The sequence below is a fragment of the Corynebacterium propinquum DSM 44285 genome (assembly GCF_000375525.1).
Classification (GTDB): Bacteria; Actinomycetota; Actinomycetes; order Mycobacteriales; family Mycobacteriaceae; genus Corynebacterium; species Corynebacterium propinquum.
Genome location: NZ_AQXC01000008.1, coordinates 34,313 through 54,923 on the forward strand (window position 1 = coordinate 34,313; position 20,611 = coordinate 54,923).

Genomic DNA, 20,611 nt, shown 5'->3' on the forward strand with positions numbered 1-20,611 from the left:
TGTTGACCATGATCAACGATGTTCTCGTTAACCTGTCCACCTCCGCTAGCGGCGTTGTCGGCCACTTGATCGAGGCTGTTAAGTTCGTATTCGCTGGTGCTACCGGCGTTGTCACCAACGTGCTGAGCTCCTCCAAGCTGGTCTAAGCTTTAGGTAGCTGTTCAACAGTTTTGGTGAGAACTGCAAGTTCTGGCCTTTAGTTTTAACTCCCCTGTGGTTTTCCATTGGGGAGTTTTCTTATTCGTGAGCCGGCCTTGAGTTCAGAGGGTCGTTGCAACGATGACGGTTACTTTGGTGTGATACTACCGGTTTGTCTCATGGCGTTGGTCAAGACTTCGGCTGGGGTGCGCAAGTTGAGTGCTTTAAGACGCTTGGGAATATGAATGTTGGAAAACATTTCAAGACCTTGGCGCTGTATAAAGGCAGATCGCTGGCTTACGGTAAGTTTCACCTGAGCCTGGCGTTAGTATTTTCGTTGTTTGTCAGGGGTCTCAGGTAATTGATGACTAGATAGTTTGATTCATTCCTGCAATAGCGTTATGCGGGGCTGTGCAAACTTCCTTTGCTGACATCCATACGCGGCAGGTAGCCGAGTGCAACAGAGCGGCTGACTTGTTCTACTGAGATATTCTCGGATTGGTTGTTCTTGCCGAAGATGAGATTGCCTTCCCAGCGGGGGACTCTGGGAGTGCTTGAAAACTTGCTATTTTCTGGGGAAGGCGTGGGATAAGCAGCAAAAACCCGCTAACGCAAGTGCGCTAGCGGGCGGGGTCTAGAGCCTAAAGTTGTTAGGTTCTAGAGAGCTCTAGGGGCTCAGTCTGAATTAGAAGCTGGAGCCGGTGAAGATCTGAACGAATGGTTCAGCAATAGCGGAAATGACGTTGGCGATGTTGACGCCGATAGCCTCGATGAAGCTCAAGAAGCCGTTCTGCTGCTGAACAAGACCGATCAGGTTGTCGTTCTCAACGATTGGGGACTGGTTAGCCATGGTTGCTCCTAAAAAATTGCGGGAATTTAGCAATTCGAAACCTGGAAGTCTCCTGGGGTTCTCCTTGCATTGCGCTCCCAATAATAGGGGCGGTTAGTTGTGGGGGCAAATTCCTTGGTGGCCGGTAAAGCGAATGTCCAGGTAATTTTTTCCGGACGTGAGAAGAGCCGCAAATACGTAACATAAAGACTTACTTATTATTGTCACTCTCGGTTTTTAGTCCATAGGCGGCAAAACGCGACCCTTGCAGGCAAGGATGAACCGGCCCCCGAAAGTTGGACTGGTGTAATTCTATGTGCGGTTAGAGGCTTTAGGGTCTGGTTCCGGTATTGCATCGGAGTCAGGCCCTAAAGCCGTTTCTGGTGTGAATACGCTCATCACGGAAAAAGAAAACCGCCAGCGTGTCATCGTTGGCGGCGGGTCTTGTCACCTAGCGTAAAAGTACCAGGCGGTGTGACTTTAGAGGTGGGAGCTGAAAGCCTGAACGAATGGATCCGCAATTCCCGAAATGATGGAGGCGATGCCTACAGCGATTTTTTCGATGAAGGCCAAGACTGCGTTGTCGGTGGTTGGGGCATTTTCTGGAAGCTTAATAGGCATGTTTGACTCCTTTAAGTCTTTGGCTTTTGGATTGGAAAGCAGGGAGGGAGCAATCCTCTCTGCGTTGACCGTAAGCTTAGCGGGACTTAGGTTTGTTTAGCAACTGGAAATTGTAGAGATGAGACAAAAATGCTGGAAGTGTTTTTACAGTGTGGGGAAGATTGCAATTAAGTAACACTGTCTTGTCCTGATGCGAATCTAACCTTTGCTCTGCAAATCCGTAGCATTGCTGCAATGAATCCAGAAATCTAGGAGCGTGCACGCACAGAATTAGTGAAATCGACTAAAGCGAGCAGGCTAGCTGCAGTGAGTGCCACTATGGGCCTGCGGGAAAGGGGTTTAGGCACGAAAAACCGGCCTGGGTTGATTACCCGGGCCGGTTCGTGCTTTTACTCAGCGCTGTTCTGGAAGCTTAGCAAGTTAACTCAGAAAGCCGAATTAGCCTTCCATCTTGTTGAAGAGGTTGGCCATGCCGGACTTCTTGTTAGCAGCGGTGTTGCGGTGGAACACGCCCTTGGATACAGCCTTGTCCAGCTCGCGGGAAGCCACGCGTAGCTTCTCTTCCGCAACAGCCTTGTCGCCAGCTTCCACAGCGGAACGGAAGTTACGCATCATGGTGCGAACGCGGGAGCGAACGTGCTGGTTACGACGGCGCGACTTCTCGTTGGTGAGAACGCGCTTCTGCTTGGACTTGATATTTGCCATGGTGAAAATACCTCTTAAAGTCGATAGACATTGACGTGAAAACTCCTTCTGCCGGGCATTTCCAGCACCGCGATCAGTGCACAACCAACCGCAGGTGCGCGTCACCAAACCGTTATCGGGCGGACCCAAGGTCCTGACCGCCCCGCTTGGTGCAGCTCAACAGACGAGCAACCCTATAGAGGGTAGCAGACTTTCTTCACTAATCCCACTGGTGCTCGTTGCGTAGCCGCGTCGCGATGCGCTCGAAGCGTCGCTTCGGAAACAGCACGCCTTGTCGGCGGAGATATTTCTCCTGAATCTCCAGCACACGATCAATGCGAATCCAGCACGGTCGGCCGGCCTCATCCCATTCACCGGTGCCGATGCTGGTCCAGCGCGGATCGTGATCATGAGTCGGATTCGGCGAGAGCAACAACGCCAGCACGCTGTTATTAGTACGCCCAATGATCAACACGGCGCGCTCCCGCGGTGGGGAATCGGAGCCGTCGGTCGGTGTCCAGACCCACACCACCTCGCCGGAATCGGCGTGCCCATCCATGTCCGGGGCATAAAATATCGTGCGGTTGAGCGCGCGGGATTTCCACACCCGAATTTTGGCAGCAGCACGAGCCACCGAACGGGTGGAGGTATGTTGCATCCCCAACCGTTCATTAATCAACGCCAGCCCTTTTTCTAATAAATCCTCATCCGGGCCAGATGGCGACCAGCGTTTATTTTTCCGCCGTGCTGCAGACATACTAGTCATCCTAGCTTTTGCGCTTAGCTGTCCTGGCTATTTACCCTGCGGCGTGGTTCGGTAGGCTGGTGGGAGTTTACAACGAGAGGTAGTCCGAGGAAGTAATGTCGAAAAATTTTGCAGCGCAGACGTTCACCGAAACCGAGCGCCTGCGCAACTTCTGCATCATTGCGCATATTGACCACGGGAAATCCACCCTGGCGGACCGTATCCTGCAGCTGTCCAAAGTTGTCGACGAGCGCGATATGCGCGATCAGTACCTCGACAACATGGACATCGAGCGCGAGCGCGGCATCACCATTAAGGCGCAATCCGTGCGTTTGCCGTGGGTGCCGACTTCCGGCCCACACAAGGGCGAAGAGATCGTGCTGCAGATGAACGACACCCCGGGCCACGTCGACTTCACCTATGAGGTCTCCCGCGCCCTGGATGCTTGTGAGGCCGCCATTTTGCTTGTCGACGCCGCCCAAGGCATCGAAGCACAAACCCTGGCGAACCTGTACCTGGCGATGGAGCACGAACTGGAGATTATTCCGGTGCTCAATAAGATCGACTTGCCGGCGGCTGATCCAGAGAAATATGCCCTCGAATTGGCCAATATCATTGGCTGCGAACCAGAAGACGTGTTGCATGTGTCCGGTAAAACCGGTGAAGGTGTCGTCGAACTGCTGGATAAGGTCGTCGAACTTACCCCTCCTCCGCACACCGACTACCCAGAAGACGCACCGGCGCGCGCGATGATTTTCGACTCCGTGTACGACGTTTACCGTGGCGTCGTCACGTATATCAGGGTGGTTGACGGCCAGCTGAAGCCGCGGCAAAAAGTGCGGATGATGAATACCGGTACTGATCTGGAAATCCTGGATATGGGCATCGTCTCGCCGAAGCCGACCTCGTGTCAAGGCTTAGGCCCTGGTGAGGTTGGCTATGTGATCACAGGCGTGAAAGATGTCCGCGAAACCAAAGTCGGCGACACCATCACCTGGGCTAACAAGGGTGCCGAAGAACCACTACAGGGCTATGAAGAACCCAAACCCATGGTGTATTCGGGGATGTTCCCGATTTCCCAGGAAGATTTCCCTGACTTGCGCGATGCGCTGGAGAAGTTGCAGCTCAACGACGCCTCGTTGACGTTTGAACCAGAAACCTCCGTCGCGCTGGGCTTTGGCTTCCGCTGCGGATTCTTGGGATTGCTGCACATGGAAATTACGCGCGACCGCCTGGAACGCGAATTCGACCTGGACCTGATTTCCACCGCGCCGTCGGTAACTTATCGCGTCGTCAAGGAAGATGGCACTGAGCAGTATGTGCACAACCCGGCGGACTGGCCGGAGGGGAAACACGATGCGGTCTATGAGCCCATCGTGAAAATGACCATCATTGTGCCTGCAGATTTCGTCGGCCCAACCATGGAACTGTGTCAATCCAAGCGCGGACAAATGGGCGGCATGGATTATCTTTCCGAAGACCGCGTTGAGTTGCGCTACACCATGCCGTTGGGCGAGATCATCTTTGATTTCTTTGACATGCTGAAATCGCGCACTAAGGGTTATGCCTCCTTGAACTACGAGGAAGCCGGGGAGCAGCTGGCGGATTTGGTCAAGGTGGATATTTTGTTGCAGGGCGATCCTGTCGACGCCTTCAGCGCGATTGTGCACCGCGAGCACGCCTATCATTACGGCAATAAGATGACGAAGAAGCTGAAAGAGCTGATCCCGCGTCAGCAATTCGAGGTGCCGGTGCAGGCAGCCATCGGCGCGAAGATCATCGCACGTGAAAACATCCGCGCGATGCGCAAGGACGTGTTGGCGAAATGCTACGGCGGCGATATTTCGCGTAAGCGGAAGCTGCTGGAAAAGCAGAAAGCCGGTAAAAAGCGGATGAAGTCGCTGGGCTCGGTCAACGTGCCGCAGGAAGCCTTCGTGGCGGCACTGTCGACTGATGCTGATTAAGTGCGGGCAGTTAGGCTAGTTAGGCTGCTGCCACTAATAATCCAGTGATCGGGCACATATTTCACTACTGTGGATGGGTAGAACCTGTTTCAGTAGTGAATTTTTTTAACGAAGGAAGTGTTTCTTCTCGTGCCCGGCCCAGACTCGCAACAACCAGAATTTAACCCGCTGAATAACCGTCGTTCCGCACGCCCGGGACGCGTTGGGCGCCCCTCCACCCCTGGTCAACCACAAGCGCAAGGCCAGGGTCTGCCGCAGCGTTCTGCACAGGCGCAAGGACCCTTGGAATTCGTGCGCGCCACCGTTGGCGGCCAGCCGGTGGGGGAGGTCTTCCGTGGCGCGGCAGAAGACGTTATTGCCGAGTTGCAAACCCTGCGCCGAGACTTGCACGAATACCCAGAAATCGGGCTGCATCTGCCTCGCACCCAAGAAAAGGTATTGGAAGCCCTCGACGGGCTACCGCTCGAAATCACCACGGGGCAGGGGTTATCTTCGGTTATTGCAGTGCTGCGCGGAGGTAAACGTGGCGACCACCCGGTGTCGGTGCTACTGCGTGGGGATATGGACGCTTTGGCGGTACGCGAGCGTTTGGACCTGCCGTTTGCCTCGAAAAACGATTACATGCACGCCTGTGGGCACGACCTACACACCGCCGGGTTGGTGGGGGCGGCGAAGATTCTGTGCCGCTACCGCGAAGAACTCGCCGGTGACATCATTTTCATGTTCCAGCCGGGCGAAGAAGGCCCGGGTGGGGCAGCACCAATGATCGAAGAAGGTGTGCTGGATGCCGCTGGTCGACGCCCAATCGCGGCCTATGGCATTCACGTTGGCCCGCAGGACTACGGCACTTTCCACTACGTTCCGGGGCCGATGATGTCTTCGTCGTCGAATTTGACCATCACTGTTACCGGCAAAGGCGGGCACGGATCCCGGCCCCACGACGCCATTGATCCGGTGCTGGCATTGGCTGAGATCCAGACATCGCTGCAGATGGCGATTACTCGCCGTTTCGACGCCTTGGACCCAATCGTTGTCACAGTGACCAACGTGCGTGCAGGTGAAGGTGCATTTAACGCGATTCCGGATTCCGCGACGCTGGGCGCGACGGTACGTGTGTTGCGTGATGAAAAGATTGATTCGGTACGCCAAATGATCGCCGAAGTCGCAGGCAACGTGGCTGCTGCGCACCGCTGTTCGGTCGATATTGATTTCCAGGTGTTGTATCCCACGACAAAGACCAACCCGCGGGAAACCGCGTTTGCTGCCGCAGTCTGGGGTGACATGTTCGGCGACGATGCCGTGCAACCATTCGATGCACCAATGATGGCCTCGGAAGATTTCGGATTTGTCCTCGCGCAGGTTCCAGGAACATTCATGTTTTTGGGCACCGCAAATCCCGAAAAACCGGAGCACCTGCGTGATTGGAACCACTCGCCGAAGATTAATTTCAACGATTCGATTCTCGGTGATCAGGCAGCGGCCCTGGCGGCGCTGGCTTTTGAACGCTTGGCGACGGAAGAAGCGCACCCGTCGGCAAGTGTGCGCGCGGCCCGGGAAGCCAGGGAAAAAGCGGCAGCTAACGAGCACAATAACTAGACGTTTAGCTGCCAGTGCCGCGCAGTCAACCTGTCCGCTATGCTGGGGGCTATGTGGCATGCAGAATCACGGCAGCCTGCCTCGGGCTGTGGGCTTTCGAGCCAGCAAGAAGCACAATTTCAGCAACTGGCGGCAGGCGCGCTGCGACCAGAACGTGTCGATGAGCATGTTGTTGATAACGCCCTGATCCGGATGGTCCACGCCCACTAATCATCGGCATGTGACTGCGTCTGGCACTAACACCATATTGTTGATCTTCCTCACGTAGACTCAAAGTTATGATTTCACTCGTATCGCCTCTGTTCGTTCCCGGTGACCACCCCGAAGGCTTCCAAGAAGCAGTTGATTGTGGAACCGATTCGATCGTGTTTGATCTGCAGGATTCCTGCGCACCAGAAAATAAAGCGCGTGCCCGGCAGAACATCGTCTCGTTTATTGAGGAATACTCGTCTGGGCAAAACCCGGACATCATTACCGCGCACAAGCCGGTGCTCATTGGTGTGCGCATTAATGGCGTGAATTCGCAGGAATACCCGAAAGATCTCGAAGCGCTCCAGGGAGTGGCGGATCAGCTAGATTTTGTGATGCAGCCGCTGGTTAATGAGTCGAAAGCAATGGCAGAAACCAAGCACCTGCTGAAAGATTCCGACGGTGCTCCGGTGCCGATCGTCGCGCTGGTAGAAACCGCACGCGGCATCGTTAATGCTGCAGAGATCGCCTCTACCCGTGGCGTCGCGCAGTTAGCGTTCGGTGCGGGCGATTATTCGGAACAGTTGCGGGTGAATCACTCCAACCGTGATGCGCTACTGTTTGCGCGTTCTACTCTGGCTACGGCTTCGGTGGCTTATCGCTTGTCGCCACCGGTGGATACTCCGTATTTCAACGTGGCGAATGAAGACGGCCTCATCGATGCTACGCACTACGCCAGTGCGTTGGGCTTTAGCGGCAAGCTGTGCATCCACCCGTCGCAGTGCAAGATCGTTACTGCCGCCTTTAAACCTTCGGATAACGCGATCGCATGGGCGCGCGAGGCTGTTGAGAAATTCGAAGAAGCCGTCGCGAGAAAAGAATCTTCGGTAGAGCTGGATTCCGGAAATTACGTCGACGCACCGATCTACCGGCGCGCACTGGACCTGCTGGCCAAAGCTGGAAAGTAATTTCGGAAACGGGGGAGTTTTTAGCCCGCGGGGTTGCTGTGCTCCGCGGGCTTTAGTGCACCATCCTTGCATAGTTGGCGCAGGGCAATGCGCCCATACATATCACCGAGTTCCTCACTGGTCAGACGCCCGCCTTCGGCATACCACTGCGAAACGCCAATGCCCATATCGATCAGCGCCCAGGAGACGATCTTGACGTCGTCGGCAATAAAACCCCGGAATCAATGCCTTCGCGCACAATCGCCATCCAGCGCGAGACGTAGTCACGACGCATCTGCACCACAATCGAGCGCGTTGGCTCCTCCAGCGCACGAATTTCGCTATTCACGATTCGTGCCCGGCGAGCTTGCTCCGCATGAAAAATCGTGTGGTATTTCATGCTGGCGAATAACTTATCGGCGCTAGTTTTCATGGGTGAATAACCGGTGGCATGAAAACGCAGTAGGGCTTCCATGGAGCTGACCGCGATATCAGCTAGTACCTCTTGCTTGGATCCATAGTGGTTGTACAGGCTGGATGCACGCATGCCGACGACGGCCGCGATGTCTTCCATTCCGGTGGCGTGGTAGCCGCGTTCGTCGAAAAGCTGCATCGCGGCTTCGGCGATTTGTGCTCGGCGTTTCGGATTAGCCATGGGTGTTGTCTCCTAGTCGGGCGCATTGGCGGCAAAGCGCTAGTAGTAACGAACTGTAAGCTACGCACTATTAGTTCTGCAATAACAGTTGTGCATTCCAGACCAGTTAAGCATGCCGGAAAGTGTTGCGTGCATTCTGCTTGACTATTAATGCGATGTGAGTCACAATCATGATGAATGAACATTCGTTTGGAGGAGTGACTGTAACCATGGCCAATAACCCACTTGCCGCCGGCACTGACTTGCTTGGTGTTTTCAATGACCTACCAGAAGCTGATCTCAATGCGTGGAAGCGTGCGTACAGCTTGCGCGAGCCAATCGAAGCCGTCATCAATGATTATTGGCAGCGCGCAGAAATTCCCTTCGATCTCATCCAAGAAATCGTCAAGCAGGATCTGCTCACCGACGGCCTGGACGTGGACGGCCACGAGACCCTTTCGCACCTGGGTTCTGGCTTGGCACTGATGGATATTGCGCGTACCGACGGCTCCGTCGCCACGATTATGGCTGTGCAGGCGGGCCTGGCGATGCGTGCGATTGATATGTGTGGTTCGCAGGAGCAAAAGGATAAGTACTTGCCAAAGATGGCGAAAGGCGAGATCCTCGGTGCCTTCGCGTTGACGGAACCGGATCACGGCTCGGACTCGATTGCGCTGGAAACCTCGGCGGTCCGTGATGGTGACGAGTGGGTGCTCAACGGGGAAAAGAAATGGATCGGCCTGGGTAAAGGCGGTGATATCACGGTTGTTTGGGCGCGTACCGAAGAAGGCGACGTCTCTGGTTTCATCGTGCCGCAGGACACCGCGGGGTATAACGCGGAAGTTATCGAAAACAAGATTTCGCTTCGTGCCATCCATCAGGCGCATATCAAGCTCAACGACGTCCGGGTTCCGGCAGAAAACCAGCTGGCTAACGCCAAGACGTTCAAGGACACCGCTGCCGTGCTGATGGCAACGCGTACTGGTGTCGCCTGGATCGCGTTGGGTGCAGCGATTGGTTGCTATGAAAAGGCCCGCGCATACGTGGATGAGCGCATTCAATTCGGCCGACGCCTGTCCGAAAACCAGATCATTCAGCAGCGTCTGGTGAATATGCAGCTGGAACTCAGCGAAATGATGCTGTTGAACCGCCACATTGCGGAGCTGGATGCGGCCGGGAAGCTTACCTCCGAACAGGCTGCCTTTAACAAGTTGCGCTGTACGCGTGGCGCCCGCAAGATTGCAGCGGATGCCCGTGACATGCTCGGCGGCGTGGGTATTTTGCTGGATAACAACATTGCCCGTCACTTTGCAGATATTGAGGCCTACCACACCTACGAGGGCACTGATACGGTGCAGTCGTTGATTATCGGTAAGAAGATTACCGGCGTGGGAGCCTTCAAGTAACCACGGTGCCGAATCCCGTTTGGGGTTCGGCTTTTTCTGTAGCACTCGATTTTGTAAGCGAATAAATAGTAGTAGAACGTCGTGTCTTGCTAGGGAAGGTGATTGCCATGAACCCGACCACAAGTCACAGACTATTGGGATCGAGAAGAATTCCCCTTTGACCTATTAGGCCAGCTTGCAGAATACGGATTGGGCGAAATCGAAATTTCTGGGACCTCTCGGTTATTTCGCGGGCTGGGGTATGCAAAAATCACGTGCGCGGATGTTTCCTTAGCTACATTGGTGGACATTCACAACGAGTTGATCGTCGGTGGATTATCCATGACCGCCACGAGAACCGAGAAAGACTGGATCATCGCTGGCGTGTCGCCGGAAAAGATCAGCGGCAAACTCGGGCTGCGCATCATGTAAAACGAGGATATGCGCTGTGCACAGGTGAAAATTCCGGTAGAAAATCTGATCCCGGGTGCGGACTCGTTTGCGAATACCAATGAATTCCTGTGCAACTCGCGCGCGTGGGTGGCTTGCGCATGCCACCGCGTTAAGACACCGGGGGGATGAGCCCATACTAAGCACAAAGCCACACTAAGAAAAGACCAACAGAACGCGAAAGACTGGCCAGAAAGAATCTGGCCGGTCTTTGCTAGATCACCAGGTTGCTGCGGCGTGCTGCGGCACGCCGCTGGGCTATGTCTATGTCTGCAACCTAGTTATTCAGCGGCTTACGTGTTTTCGCCATGTGCATGGCACGCTCCACATTCGCTGGCATAGAAATCAGCGGCACGGCATGTTCGACCTCGCGGTCCGCGAATTCATCGAAGCTCAGCTCACTGACACCATTAGCAGCGGTGTAGTGCTTCGCCAGTTGGCGGGCGATGACATGATCGTTGTCCGTCATGCCCTCGATTGGCCAACCTTCATCCAGTGGGGTCTGACCAGAGTACAAAGCGATGTTGTCCTCATCGACCGGGGAATAATCATCGATCATCTCGGCTGCCTGGTCAATGGCATAGCCCAGCACGTGATCCGGCGACATCAAAATGGCGTCGCCTTCGCGAATAAAGCCGTAATCAGCTGCGAAGTACATATTTGGAAGCGGCTTGGCATCGGTGATCACGTCGAATGCGCGCTGGTGGTAATCGTCGTAAAGATGACGTATGCGCTCCAGCAGGGACACCGTACCGGACCATGCCGGGAACAGTCCGACATTACGTTCTGGGAAACCAACCTTGGTATCAGCGTGGACGGCCACGCGGTCACACGACAGATACAGCTCGGAACCGCCACCCAGGGCAGCGCCACGTACCGCGCCAACAACGGGGAATGGTGCGGTGCGTAGCTTGCGCATTACCTGCGAACCATTGCGCACCAGGTCATCGATGCGCTGGGTATCGCCGCTTTCGCCTGCTTCGGCGATGGACTTCAAATCCGCACCGGCGGAGAACGCGCGTTGCTCGTCGTTACCGATCACCAGGGCCTTGATTCCCAATTCTTCGGCATCATCGACAACGGCGCGTATGTCATTCAGCGCTGGCTGGCTCAAAGAGTTGAGTGATGTCTGCAAGTCTAAAATGGCGACGCCATTATCCAGCAGGTGGACGTTCAGCTTGTCTGCCTCACGAACGGTTGTGGCCTTGCCGGATGCCAGCAGTTCCTTGACCGTGACCACACCAGCGCGGTCCTTGGTCTCGGATACGGTGCCGTCGGTAGCCAGCACCTTGCCCACCTCTGGGTAGAACCCACCGGCCTTGATAGCGGCCTGCAGCAGGGCAGGGGTTTCGTCGTATAGCTCGGCGACCTTGTCCAGACCAATGGAATCAGCCAGCGCGAAGGGACCTTGCTTCCAGCCATAACCCAGCACCATGGCCTTATCCATCAGCTCGACGGTATCGGCGACTTCCTCCGCAGTATCCAGGCAGTAGCCCAGCGTCGCTGCGAACAAGTCGCGGGCGTAGCGGCCACCGGCGCTATCTTCTGCGATTACCGAAGCAGCATCCTTGTGCTTGGTAGCCGGATCTTCCGGATGCTGGCGCTCGCCGTAGCTGAAGTCATCCTGAATGACCTTGTCGCGGCCCTGATAAAAACCACCATCCCCGGTGCGCCCAGTGAGTCCGCGCTCGGCCAAGCCGTTGATGACGTCGTTTTTCTCCAGGTTGAACTGGTGCATCTTATCGGATTCGGGCAGTGCGTTGGTCAGCGACGACCAGATTGGCTTCACCAGCTGCAGGCCGATGTAGTCCAACAAGCCGAAAACACCGGTGCGCGGGATGCCGAATGGTTTGGAGAACACGGCGTCGGCAAGCTCATAAGACACGCCCTGTTCCATGGCCAGCTCGGCACCGGCACCCAGCCAGAAACAACCCAGGCGGTTAGCAATAAAGCCTGGGGTATCGCGGCAATCCACCACGACCTTACCCAGCTGCTGTTCTGCAGCAGCATTTAAAACTTTCAGGGTATCCTTGCTGGTCTTTTCGCCTTCGACGATTTCCACCAGGCGCATCACACGCGGAGGGTTGAAAAAGTGAGTGATGGCAAAACGGCTGGCCAGATCGTCGGAAAGCTGAGCGGTCAGCTCCGCCAACGGGATGGTCGAGGTATTCGACGACAAAATAGCCCGGTCATTCAGGTGCGGTGCGACGGCGTCATACAGAGAACGCTTGGCGTCTAAATCCTCGAAAATGGCCTCCACGACCCAGTCGCACTCGGTGAGTTTCTCGAGGTCATCAGTGGTGTTACCCGCGGAAATATTTTCGACGAACTTCGGGTGTACAAAACCCTTGCGCTTTTTCTGGGTGTCAATTCCCTTGTGTGCGCGGGCGCTACGTTTCTCGTGGGTGTCGCCGTCATCGGCCATATCCAGCAGTGTGACCTTGATGCCAGCACTGGCTAGCAGTGCAGCGATGCCCGCCCCCATGGAACCGGCGCCGATCACGGCAGCCTTTTTCACGGGAGCGTCCACGGTGGTTGGTTGTGGGTCCGCCACAATCTTGGTTGCAGTCTTAGTCATGGTTATACAGCCTCCACAATCAAAGCGATGCCCTGGCCGCCACCAATACACATGGTGACCAGGCCGTACTTCTTGCCAGTTGCACGCAGGTGGTGCAAGATCTTCACAGTCAAAATAGCCCCAGATGCCCCAACCGGGTGGCCGTGGGCGACGGCACCGCCGTGCACGTTGGTTTTGTCGGGATCGAATCCCAGCTCATCCTGTACGGCAATGGCTTGTGCAGCGAATGCCTCGTTGGATTCGATGAGGTCGATATCACTTAGGCTCAGACCCGCTTTCTGTAATGCCTTCGGCACAGCAGCTATTGGACCCAGGCCCATCTTGGTTGGATCCACTCCGGCGATGCCCCAGGACACCACGCGACCCAGCGGGTTGGTTCCGTGCTGATTCAACGCAGATTCGCTGCCCAACAGCAAGGCGGCAGCGCCGTCGTTGATGCCAGAAGAGTTACCCGGGGTGACGGTGCCGTCTTTGCGGAATACTGGCTTGAGCTTCGCCAGTGCCTCCGGGGTGGTTTCACGCACGTGCTCGTCGAAATCAAAGGTGATCTCACCTTGGCGGGTGTTTAAGGTGACAGGCACGATTTCTTCTTTGTGCACGCCGTTGTCACGGGCGGCAGCGGCGCGGCGCTGGGATTCTGCGGCGAATTCATCCTGGCGCTCGCGAGAAATACCGTATTCTTCTGCGACGTTTTCGGCGGTTACACCCATGTGGCCGGTGCCGAATGGGCAGGCCAGGGTGCCTAGCAGCCAGTCCTCGAGCACGCCATCGCCCATTTTTAATCCGCCGGTGCGCATGCCTTTCACGGAGTAGGGCGCCGAGCTCATGTGCTCGACACCGGCGGCTAATGCGAGTTCTGCATCGCCGCTCATAATCTGTTGGCCAGCAGAGACTATCGCTTGTACGCCAGAGCCGCAGAGCCGGTTGACGTTGAAGGCGATGGAGGAATCCTTCAGACCGGAGTTGATGCCGATCTTGCGGGATAGATAAGCATCAGACGGGGTGGTGGGCACGACGTTGCCGGCGACGACGGAGTCGATGGCTGCTGGGTCAACGCCAGCGCGTGCGATGACTTCTTTCGCGGCGATGGTGCCCATTTCGGTAGGAGAGAGCTTGGCGAGTGAGCCCTGGTTTTTCCCGATGGGAAGGCGGGCTGCGTTGGCAATGTAGATCTCTGACATGAGACTCCTTGCTGTCTGAAACAACTGTCTACGAATGATTATTCGTTATGAATCGTAGTCTATGTCACAAATCTGGTTTCGGCAACGAGAACTCACCCAGGCTCTAATCCCGCGCGGTAACCTTCTCATTCTCCGCGATCTCCGCTAACCGCTCCGTATCCACCATGCCGGCCACCACGACTGCAGAACCTCCCGCGGCCAGCGGAGAAAGCACCTGGCGTTGGAATGAGCTCGAATCTGTCCATCCCGTCGATAACAAGCGCTCCGCGTGGGGCTCGACGGCTGCCTCAATGAGCTCTGCCAATGGGCGGGTTTGCCCAGGGTAGAAATCGCCGTAAAAACGCACCGTGGGGCCGAAATCAATTGCGCCCTCCGGGACTTGCTGTCCGAGTTCTTCGACACCGCGGCCAAACGGGTCCGTGGTCACAACGACAACATCACCGCGATTCGCGTACTCGCTGGCTTTGTCCGTCGTGGTGAAAAAGACGACTGGCTCGGCAGCGTCAGCAGTGTCACTACTGTCGGCAGTAGCGACAGTGTCAGTAGCAAAGTGCACCGTGACTCCGGCAGCCAGCGCACCGAGGGAAATCATCACGGTTTGCCACGAGACAGGCAGATCCACCAGGATCACCGAACCGTCGTCAAGATCCAATTCTTCGCGCAAGAAATTGGCCACCTTGGAAGCCCAGTTTTCGGTGGTCTGAGCGGAAAAATCCATGCGTGTACCGTCGGCTTCGTTATAGACGGTCAGTCGCGGGCTTGCAGGGTCGTCGGCAAGCAAATGAGACAACATATCCATGACCCCATCCTAGGGATCACGCTGCGGACCTGCAGTGTGCAAGCTGTGGATCAGCCGTGTAGTAGCAAAGCTGAGCGGGGCACTAGAACCCACTTGAACGCACTAGAACCCGCTCAAACCACCGTGGGCAATGACTAGTGCTCTAGTGCACACAACGCGGACCGTCGCCGCCGGCATCAATTTCTGGGGCATCCACCACGCTGCCGAAATCCTCCCCCACAGCGGCAGTGGCATCGTCTTGCCCAAGCTTGTCCTCGTTCAGCGGCCCGTTGTAATCAGCGGCGACCACCACGACGATGGAATCTGGCTCCAGGTTGGCATTTTCTGTGACCGTAGGAATTCCTAGCTGCTCCGCCAAAGCCTGCGCACGCGGATCGTTGGCATCAGCAGCAACAACCTGCGAGGTAGTATAAATCCCCTCGTTGGCATTGGATACATCCATCACGGTGTAGCCGTGCTCATCCAACCACGCGCCGACCGCAGCTGCGGTACCGGTGGGTGCTTGCGCGTTGAGGATGTGCAGCTGGGCGCCCTCGGCAACCATCTCGACGAGGTTGCGGCCTTGCTCATCGGCACCGTCATGGTTTTCGCCATCGCCAGCGGCGTCCGCAGCGTCCGAGCCATCAGAACCATCTGCTCCATCCGCGGAATCCCCTGGTTGATTCAGCAGATGGTCCATAAAGGCATGAACTTGGTCTTCGTCGACAGTGACCACGGATTCGCCATGATCGCCGACACCATCGATGGAGGTGACCGGAATGGTGGTGAAAGTGACGTTTCCGCCCGCCAAGTTGGACAACTGGGTAGCAAAACTCATGATGTCCCAGTCCTCATCGATGATGACTGAACGCTCCACTGCGGTAGAGATTTTGTTCAGCGTCGACGGGTTAGTCAGGGTGCCGGTCGCCAACACTTTGTTCACCAACGAGGCCATATAGGCTTGCTGGCGCACGATGCGGTCCAGGTCACCACGGGGCAGGCCGTAGCGTTGGCGCACGAAAGCCAACGCGTCCCGGCCATCCAGCGTGGACACCCCGGCGGGGAACTGTGCTCCAGACATTGGATCGTCGACAGGCTCTTTCAAGCACACATCCACGCCACCGACGGCGTCGGTAAGCAGCACGAACCCCAACAAGCCGACCTCGGCGTAATGGTCCACTTCAATGCCCGTGAGGTCCGCGACCGCAGAAATCAGCCCGGCACGCCCAGCGGCCATGGCGGCGCGCTCTTGATCCACATCGAGATTCGGCGAGGCTTGTTCCCCGTCTGCATTCTGGCCTTGCGCGCCAGCGCCACCAGCACCAGCAGTATCAGCAGAAAGTCCCTGCTCGTACGCGGCTTTGTGCTCGCTATAGACGGCGTTGAGTTTCATGTTGCCGAACTCGTCGTCGTGCACGTAAGTATCGCGCGGTAACGAAATCGCGGTGGCTTGGGAACCGTCGTTAGGCACCCGGATCAACATCATGGTGTCGGTATTGTCTTCACCACCGAATTCTCCGGCGTTGAGGCGATCGAGCTCTTCCCGGCTGAGTTCATTCCCGTGCGCATCGGTGCGGGAATCTGAACCGACCAGCAAGATATCGACGGCACCGTCCGGGGCTTGATCCCCAGAACCCTGGGAGGTCTCACTCAGCCCCAAATTTCCCGCCGAAGCCAGGCTGGAGCCGACGCGGCCGACTGTCCAATAGCCCAAGGCGGTGATGAGCAAAGTCAACACCGAAAGCAGGGCAATGAAGACCTTGAGCCCGCCGGGGCCGCGTTGTTTGATCGTGGCGCGGGAGCGTGGGGCGGGCTGAATCTCTCGGATGGAGCGATTTCGATCATTCACGCTGTTCAACTTTAGGGCATCACAGTACGTTTTCGGTTACCATAAGCCCCATTGTGTCTGAGCAAACTAACCACCACAGCCGATTGCCCGTCATCACCGTGACATATTCACCGGGTAAGCACCTGCGCGCATTGCTGGATTCCCTGCCTGGTGCGACAACCCGCCCGGTGGAGGTGGTGCTGGCCGATAACGGCTCGACCGACGGCGCACCGGAAAAAGCGGCCGCGGAATATGATCACGTCACGTTTTTCCCCACCGGCGGAAACCTCGGCTATGGCGCGGGAATGAATGCCGGGGTGCGAGCCCTGGATGATGCGAACGACGACAGCCTAGCTGGCGGGACGCTTGCCGACGATTTCGTGCTGCTGACCAATCCAGACGTGCAATTCCACGATGGTGCGATCGACGAGCTGCTGGCGTGCGCAGCGCGCCACCCCAACGCGGCGGCGATCGGCCCGCGCATTATCGAGGCCGACGGATCCACCTATCCGTCGGCACGCGCTTTGCCCAGTTTGGTGGACGGAATCGGGCATGCCATCTTGGCGGATCTGTGGCCAGCGAATCCGTTCTCGGCGCGCTACCGGCAAGGCCAGGATATGGAAACGGAACGCGAGGCCGGGTGGTTATCCGGTTCCTGCCTGCTGGTGCGCAGGGAAGCTTTCGCGCGCGTGGGTGGTTTCGATGAACGCTATTTCATGTATTTCGAAGACACAGATTTGGGGGACCGTTTCGCCCGCGCGGGATACAGCAATATTTACTGCCCGTCGGCACGGATTAGTCACGCACAGGGCCATTCCACCGAAGAAGCATCTGTATCTGCCACCATGCTGCGGGTACACCACCAATCTGCGGCACGCTATCTTTGCGACCGCCTGCCGCATTGGTACCAAGCACCGGTGCGCGCGGTACTGCGCGCCGGGCTAGGGCTACGAGCGAAGATTGTGACTCGCGGCTGAGACGAGGCTGACCCACGACTAATCCGCTTGATCTGTGGCGGCAGATCCGCGTCGGCCTCGGTGTGTAAGCGCGGTTTGTCGGTGTTGAACAGTTATATTTTGGTCCATGAGCAAAACCGACGCCGTGATTCTGGTCGGTGGGCGCGGAACTCGCTTGCGCCCGCTGACCATCAATACGCCGAAGCCGATGCTGCCCACTGCTGGATACCCTTTCTTGCAGCACTTATTGGCCCGCATCAAGGCTGCAGGAATTGACCATGTCATTTTGTCGACGTCGTTTCGCGCCGAGGTGTTCGAGGAATACTTTGGTGACGGTTCTGACATGGGCTTGGAGATTGAGTACGTCGTCGAGGAAGAAGCCCTAGGTACTGGCGGCGGTATTCGCAATGTGTACGACAAAATTCGCGGCGACAATGCCATGGTGTTCAACGGTGATGTGCTAGCCGCGACTGATCTGCGTGGGATTTTGCGCACCCACGAAGAAAAAGATGCAGATCTGACCATGCATTTGGTGCGTGTATCTGACCCGCGCGCTTTTGGCTGCGTGCCGACGGATGCCAGCGGGCAGGTCACCGCGTTTATGGAAAAGACCGAAGACCCGCCGACGGACCAAATCAACGCCGGTTGTTACGTGTTCAAAAAAGATTTGATTGCCTCTATTCCCGCTGGACGTAACGTTTCTGTAGAACGTGAGACATTCCCGCGGCTGCTCGACGAAGGGCGCAGCGTGGTGGGGCACGTCGATGCCGCGTATTGGCGCGATATGGGCCGCCCCGATGATTTTGTGCAAGGTTCTTCCGATCTGGTGCGCGGAATTGTGGGCTCCCCGCTGCTGGAGGGACGCACCGGTGAAGCATTGGTGGATCCCGCTGCCGGCGTCGCCGGGGGAGTCCTGTTGTTGGGTGGAACCACGGTGGGCCGCGGCGCTGAGATTGGTGGTGGCTGCCGTATCGATTCTTCCGTGATTTTTGCTGGTGCCACCATCGAGCCAGGTGCGCGAATCCGGAATTCGATCATCGCTGACGGTGCACATATCGGTGCCAACGCGATTATCGACGGATGCGTTATCGGCGAAGGCGCCCAGATTGGGGCGCGGTGTGAACTCGCGCCGGGCATGCGTGTGTGGCCGGGTGTCGATATTCCGGATACTGGTATCCGGTTCAGTTCTGACGCTTAGTTTCTGCCGCTTAGTTTCTGGGCTTTTTCTGCGGCGGTTTCTTGGAGCGAAGCCAGGCTGTAGTTTCCCGGACGAGCCCCGGCACTATATCTAGTACCCCCGTGGTTTACCCCTGTTGAGTCATTGTTGTTGCTGCTGTGACTCGTGTGGTCTAGTGCAGGGCTTTTCTGTGGGTTTTTCTGCAGATACCGGAACCTGGGTTGACGATATTTAGTGTCGCGTTGTCTAATCTTTTCCAGTATCTGAACGAAACTACGGAGAAAGGACACGGCGTGGACGATATGGCTAAAAACGCCATTCTCCGTGGCGGCGCGGCAGCACTGTCGATCGAAGAGCTCTTCGGTGCGGTAGAACAAGAATGGCAAGACCAGGCGCTGTGCGCGCAGACCGACCCGGAAGCATTTTTCCCGGAAAAAGGTGGCTCTACCCGGGAGGCCAAGCGCATTTGCCGGGCCTGCCCAGTACGCGATGAATGTCTTGAATTCGCCCTGGAGCATGACGAGCGCTTCGGTATTTGGGGCGGACTATCTGATCGTGAACGCCGCCGCTTAAAGCGTGATATCGGCTAATAACCTCAGCGTTCCTTGATCCCGTGAGCGGCAGGCCGCACGGAGCGGTTAGTCTTCCCACGGATAACGCGCATCCACATCACGCGGATCCAGGTTAAGGTAGGTAGCCACCAAAACTGTCAGAATTTCTTGCAGCAACTGCCTGCGTTGTTCGCTATTGGCAGCTCGTTGCTCGATGGGTTTCCGGAACAACACGATCCGGGCGCGCGTCGGCTGGCCTTGTGCATCTATCCCGGGCTGTAATACGCGACCCAGGGGGACTGGTCCGTCGCTGAAGATTTCGTCGTCGACAAGAGCTAAATCCGAACCCAAATTCATGCGCGGCACGGTATCGACGGCGAGGTCTAATGCCTCCAATTGTGGGGCGAAGGATGCGTGGATGGAACTAAATGCATCCAGAGCAGCCATGTCGAATTGTTGGCTACGGGAACGAAAGCGAGGGGTCTGCTGCGGTAATAGCACCCCGCGCAGGCCGCGCCCATGGCGGTCGGGCCGTGGGGATAACCTCGCGCTTGCAGTCATGGCATCAGCTTAGAACTCAACGGCAAATTTCGTCGTTGCGCCACGCCGGTTTCATTCGCTCAATCAAAGTTAATGCTGCCGGGAGTGCTTTCTGACAGCAATTGGCAAACCTGGAGCCAGTCTTTAAACTTGGTGGCGTGAATCAAATTCGTCGCTGCTCCCGTCCCGGCTGTGGTCAGCCTGCGCTCGCAACCTTGACGTATGCGTATGCCGAATCCACCGCGGTGGTGGGCCCGTTGACTAGCCAGCCGGACCCGCATAGTTGGGACTTGTGCCAGAAACACTCCGAGAAAATCACCGCCCCGGTCGGGTGGGAGATCGTTCGTGTCGGCGATGTCGATATTGATGACGAAGATGATTTGATTGCTCTCGCCGCTGCGGTGCGTGAAAATGGTCGCGTAACCAGTGGTCTTGTCGACGACCCCGATACCAGCCCCGTTGCGCACACGTCAGCTTTCGCAGACGCGGCGGATCCAGAACGCTCTAACCACCCGGTGCACCGCGTTCCGCGCGTGGTGGAGGAAAAGCAACAGCGCCGCGCACACTTGCAGGTAGTGCCTGACGACGCCGATGCCGACGAGCCCGTACCAGATTCGGTCAGTGTTAACGGCAGCCGTCATGCGATCGGCCCACACAGCAATGCCGATAAGCACGAAGCTGGCGGCGCACAAGATACCGGCGGACAAGAGACCGGCGAAGAGCATGCTGGTGAAGAGCATGCTGGTGAAGGCGCTAGCGAACGCGATGCTGATCCGGTTGATTCCATGCTGGAGGAGCTGCGCCATTCTTCGGCAACCGACTTTGCATCGTTATGGCCGG

19 protein-coding genes and 2 pseudogenes are annotated in these 20,611 nt (G+C 56.7%); 11 read left to right on the forward strand and 10 right to left on the reverse strand.

The annotated features are described in order from the left end of the window. Positions 1 to 8: 8 nt before the first annotated feature. Positions 9 to 146, forward strand: a complete 138-nt coding sequence (locus B142_RS13610) for a hypothetical protein (RefSeq protein ID WP_018120964.1) — start codon at positions 9 to 11, stop codon at positions 144 to 146. 677 nt (positions 147 to 823) lie between these two features. On the opposite strand, the gene B142_RS13615 is transcribed toward B142_RS13610, so the two are convergent. The 4 genes from B142_RS13615 to B142_RS0107710 all read right to left on the reverse strand — a co-directional run bounded on the left by B142_RS13615 (position 824) and on the right by B142_RS0107710 (position 3,029). Further along, positions 824 to 988, reverse strand: coding sequence for a hypothetical protein (locus B142_RS13615; RefSeq protein ID WP_018120965.1), 165 nt, complete (start codon positions 986 to 988; stop codon positions 824 to 826). A 459-nt stretch (positions 989 to 1,447) separates the two neighbouring features. Continuing rightward, the gene (locus B142_RS13620) at positions 1,448 to 1,588 is read right to left on the reverse strand and encodes a hypothetical protein (protein ID WP_018120966.1); all 141 of its coding nucleotides are present in this window, start codon (positions 1,586 to 1,588) and stop codon (positions 1,448 to 1,450) included. A gap of 438 nt (positions 1,589 to 2,026) precedes the next feature. Continuing rightward, complete coding sequence (gene rpsT / locus B142_RS0107705; protein WP_018120967.1) at positions 2,027 to 2,293, reverse strand: 30S ribosomal protein S20; 267 nt, start codon at positions 2,291 to 2,293, stop codon at positions 2,027 to 2,029. A 199-nt stretch (positions 2,294 to 2,492) separates the two neighbouring features. Further along, positions 2,493 to 3,029, reverse strand: coding sequence for a type II toxin-antitoxin system PemK/MazF family toxin (locus tag B142_RS0107710; protein WP_018120968.1), 537 nt, complete (start codon positions 3,027 to 3,029; stop codon positions 2,493 to 2,495). 104 nt (positions 3,030 to 3,133) lie between these two features. Here B142_RS0107710 and lepA point away from each other — a divergent pair, with 104 nt between their 5' ends. The 4 genes from lepA (at position 3,134) to B142_RS0107730 (ending at position 7,734) form a co-directional block, all read left to right on the forward strand. Further along, positions 3,134 to 4,981, forward strand: a complete 1,848-nt coding sequence (gene lepA, locus B142_RS0107715) for a translation elongation factor 4 (protein ID WP_018120969.1) — start codon at positions 3,134 to 3,136, stop codon at positions 4,979 to 4,981. A 168-nt stretch (positions 4,982 to 5,149) separates the two neighbouring features. Next, positions 5,150 to 6,577: a M20 metallopeptidase family protein gene (locus B142_RS0107720; protein ID WP_026167953.1), complete on the forward strand. Its 1,428-nt coding sequence runs from the start codon at positions 5,150 to 5,152 to the stop codon at positions 6,575 to 6,577. Between the two features lie 51 nt (positions 6,578 to 6,628). Continuing rightward, positions 6,629 to 6,787 carry a hypothetical protein gene (locus tag B142_RS13625; protein WP_153246881.1) on the forward strand — a complete coding sequence of 53 codons (159 nt, stop codon included), beginning with the start codon at positions 6,629 to 6,631 and terminating at the stop codon, positions 6,785 to 6,787. A 68-nt stretch (positions 6,788 to 6,855) separates the two neighbouring features. Beyond that, entirely contained in the window at positions 6,856 to 7,734 is an 879-nt protein-coding gene (locus B142_RS0107730) for an HpcH/HpaI aldolase/citrate lyase family protein (protein WP_018120972.1), read from the forward strand. 20 nt (positions 7,735 to 7,754) lie between these two features. Here B142_RS0107730 and B142_RS12265 read toward each other — a convergent pair. After that, positions 7,755 to 8,368, reverse strand: a pseudogene (locus tag B142_RS12265) (TetR-type transcription factor C-terminal domain-containing protein). Between the two features lie 209 nt (positions 8,369 to 8,577). Here B142_RS12265 and B142_RS0107740 point away from each other — a divergent pair. Beyond that, positions 8,578 to 9,753, forward strand: a complete 1,176-nt coding sequence (locus tag B142_RS0107740; protein ID WP_018120974.1) for an acyl-CoA dehydrogenase family protein — start codon at positions 8,578 to 8,580, stop codon at positions 9,751 to 9,753. Positions 9,754 to 10,035: 282 nt separating this feature from the next. Continuing rightward, complete coding sequence (locus B142_RS14190) at positions 10,036 to 10,164, forward strand: hypothetical protein (RefSeq protein WP_259816385.1); 129 nt, start codon at positions 10,036 to 10,038, stop codon at positions 10,162 to 10,164. A 295-nt stretch (positions 10,165 to 10,459) separates the two neighbouring features. On the opposite strand, the gene B142_RS0107750 is transcribed toward B142_RS14190, so the two are convergent. From B142_RS0107750 to B142_RS0107765, 4 genes are all read right to left on the reverse strand, one after another. After that, entirely contained in the window at positions 10,460 to 12,760 is a 2,301-nt protein-coding gene (locus B142_RS0107750; RefSeq protein WP_018120976.1) for a 3-hydroxyacyl-CoA dehydrogenase/enoyl-CoA hydratase family protein, read from the reverse strand. Between the two features lie 2 nt (positions 12,761 to 12,762). Further along, on the reverse strand, positions 12,763 to 13,941 hold the full coding sequence (locus tag B142_RS0107755; protein WP_018120977.1) for an acetyl-CoA C-acyltransferase: 1,179 nt from the start codon (positions 13,939 to 13,941) through the stop codon (positions 12,763 to 12,765). A gap of 103 nt (positions 13,942 to 14,044) precedes the next feature. Further along, positions 14,045 to 14,740 carry a TIGR03089 family protein gene (locus B142_RS0107760; RefSeq protein ID WP_018120978.1) on the reverse strand — a complete coding sequence of 232 codons (696 nt, stop codon included), beginning with the start codon at positions 14,738 to 14,740 and terminating at the stop codon, positions 14,045 to 14,047. A gap of 142 nt (positions 14,741 to 14,882) precedes the next feature. Next, positions 14,883 to 16,568 (reverse strand): LCP family protein, encoded by a 1,686-nt coding sequence (locus B142_RS0107765; protein ID WP_018120979.1) that lies wholly within the window; start codon positions 16,566 to 16,568, stop codon positions 14,883 to 14,885. A 53-nt stretch (positions 16,569 to 16,621) separates the two neighbouring features. Between B142_RS0107765 and B142_RS0107770 the strand changes: the two genes are divergently transcribed. From B142_RS0107770 to B142_RS0107780, 3 genes are all read left to right on the forward strand, one after another. Continuing rightward, entirely contained in the window at positions 16,622 to 17,524 is a 903-nt protein-coding gene (locus tag B142_RS0107770; protein ID WP_236658158.1) for a glycosyltransferase family 2 protein, read from the forward strand. 106 nt (positions 17,525 to 17,630) lie between these two features. Then, positions 17,631 to 18,701 carry a mannose-1-phosphate guanylyltransferase gene (gene manB, locus B142_RS0107775; RefSeq protein WP_018120981.1) on the forward strand — a complete coding sequence of 357 codons (1,071 nt, stop codon included), beginning with the start codon at positions 17,631 to 17,633 and terminating at the stop codon, positions 18,699 to 18,701. A 272-nt stretch (positions 18,702 to 18,973) separates the two neighbouring features. Continuing rightward, entirely contained in the window at positions 18,974 to 19,270 is a 297-nt protein-coding gene (locus B142_RS0107780) for a WhiB family transcriptional regulator (protein WP_018120982.1), read from the forward strand. A gap of 48 nt (positions 19,271 to 19,318) precedes the next feature. On the opposite strand, the gene B142_RS0107785 is transcribed toward B142_RS0107780, so the two are convergent. Then, positions 19,319 to 19,792 carry a metallopeptidase family protein gene (locus B142_RS0107785; protein WP_026167955.1) on the reverse strand — a complete coding sequence of 158 codons (474 nt, stop codon included), beginning with the start codon at positions 19,790 to 19,792 and terminating at the stop codon, positions 19,319 to 19,321. Positions 19,793 to 19,929: 137 nt separating this feature from the next. On the opposite strand from B142_RS0107785, the pseudogene B142_RS14030 reads away from it, so the two are divergent. Continuing rightward, positions 19,930 to 20,364: pseudogene (locus tag B142_RS14030) on the forward strand (DUF3499 domain-containing protein); the annotation flags it as partial. Positions 20,365 to 20,611 lie beyond the last annotated feature (247 nt).

Coding starts and splice junctions, on each gene's coding strand:
- B142_RS13610 (WP_018120964.1), top strand. CDS start 9: ATGATCAACGATGTTCTCGTTAACCTGTCCACCTCCGCTAGCGGCGTT.
- B142_RS13615 (WP_018120965.1), bottom strand. CDS start 988: ATGGCTAACCAGTCCCCAATCGTTGAGAACGACAACCTGATCGGTCTT.
- B142_RS13620 (WP_018120966.1), bottom strand. CDS start 1,588: ATGCCTATTAAGCTTCCAGAAAATGCCCCAACCACCGACAACGCAGTC.
- rpsT (WP_018120967.1), bottom strand. CDS start 2,293: ATGGCAAATATCAAGTCCAAGCAGAAGCGCGTTCTCACCAACGAGAAG.
- B142_RS0107710 (WP_018120968.1), bottom strand. CDS start 3,029: ATGTCTGCAGCACGGCGGAAAAATAAACGCTGGTCGCCATCTGGCCCG.
- lepA (WP_018120969.1), top strand. CDS start 3,134: ATGTCGAAAAATTTTGCAGCGCAGACGTTCACCGAAACCGAGCGCCTG.
- B142_RS13625 (WP_153246881.1), top strand. CDS start 6,629: ATGTGGCATGCAGAATCACGGCAGCCTGCCTCGGGCTGTGGGCTTTCG.
- B142_RS0107730 (WP_018120972.1), top strand. CDS start 6,856: ATGATTTCACTCGTATCGCCTCTGTTCGTTCCCGGTGACCACCCCGAA.
- B142_RS0107740 (WP_018120974.1), top strand. CDS start 8,578: ATGGCCAATAACCCACTTGCCGCCGGCACTGACTTGCTTGGTGTTTTC.
- B142_RS0107750 (WP_018120976.1), bottom strand. CDS start 12,760: ATGACTAAGACTGCAACCAAGATTGTGGCGGACCCACAACCAACCACC.
- B142_RS0107755 (WP_018120977.1), bottom strand. CDS start 13,941: ATGTCAGAGATCTACATTGCCAACGCAGCCCGCCTTCCCATCGGGAAA.
- B142_RS0107760 (WP_018120978.1), bottom strand. CDS start 14,740: ATGGATATGTTGTCTCATTTGCTTGCCGACGACCCTGCAAGCCCGCGA.
- manB (WP_018120981.1), top strand. CDS start 17,631: ATGAGCAAAACCGACGCCGTGATTCTGGTCGGTGGGCGCGGAACTCGC.
- B142_RS0107785 (WP_026167955.1), bottom strand. CDS start 19,792: ATGACTGCAAGCGCGAGGTTATCCCCACGGCCCGACCGCCATGGGCGC.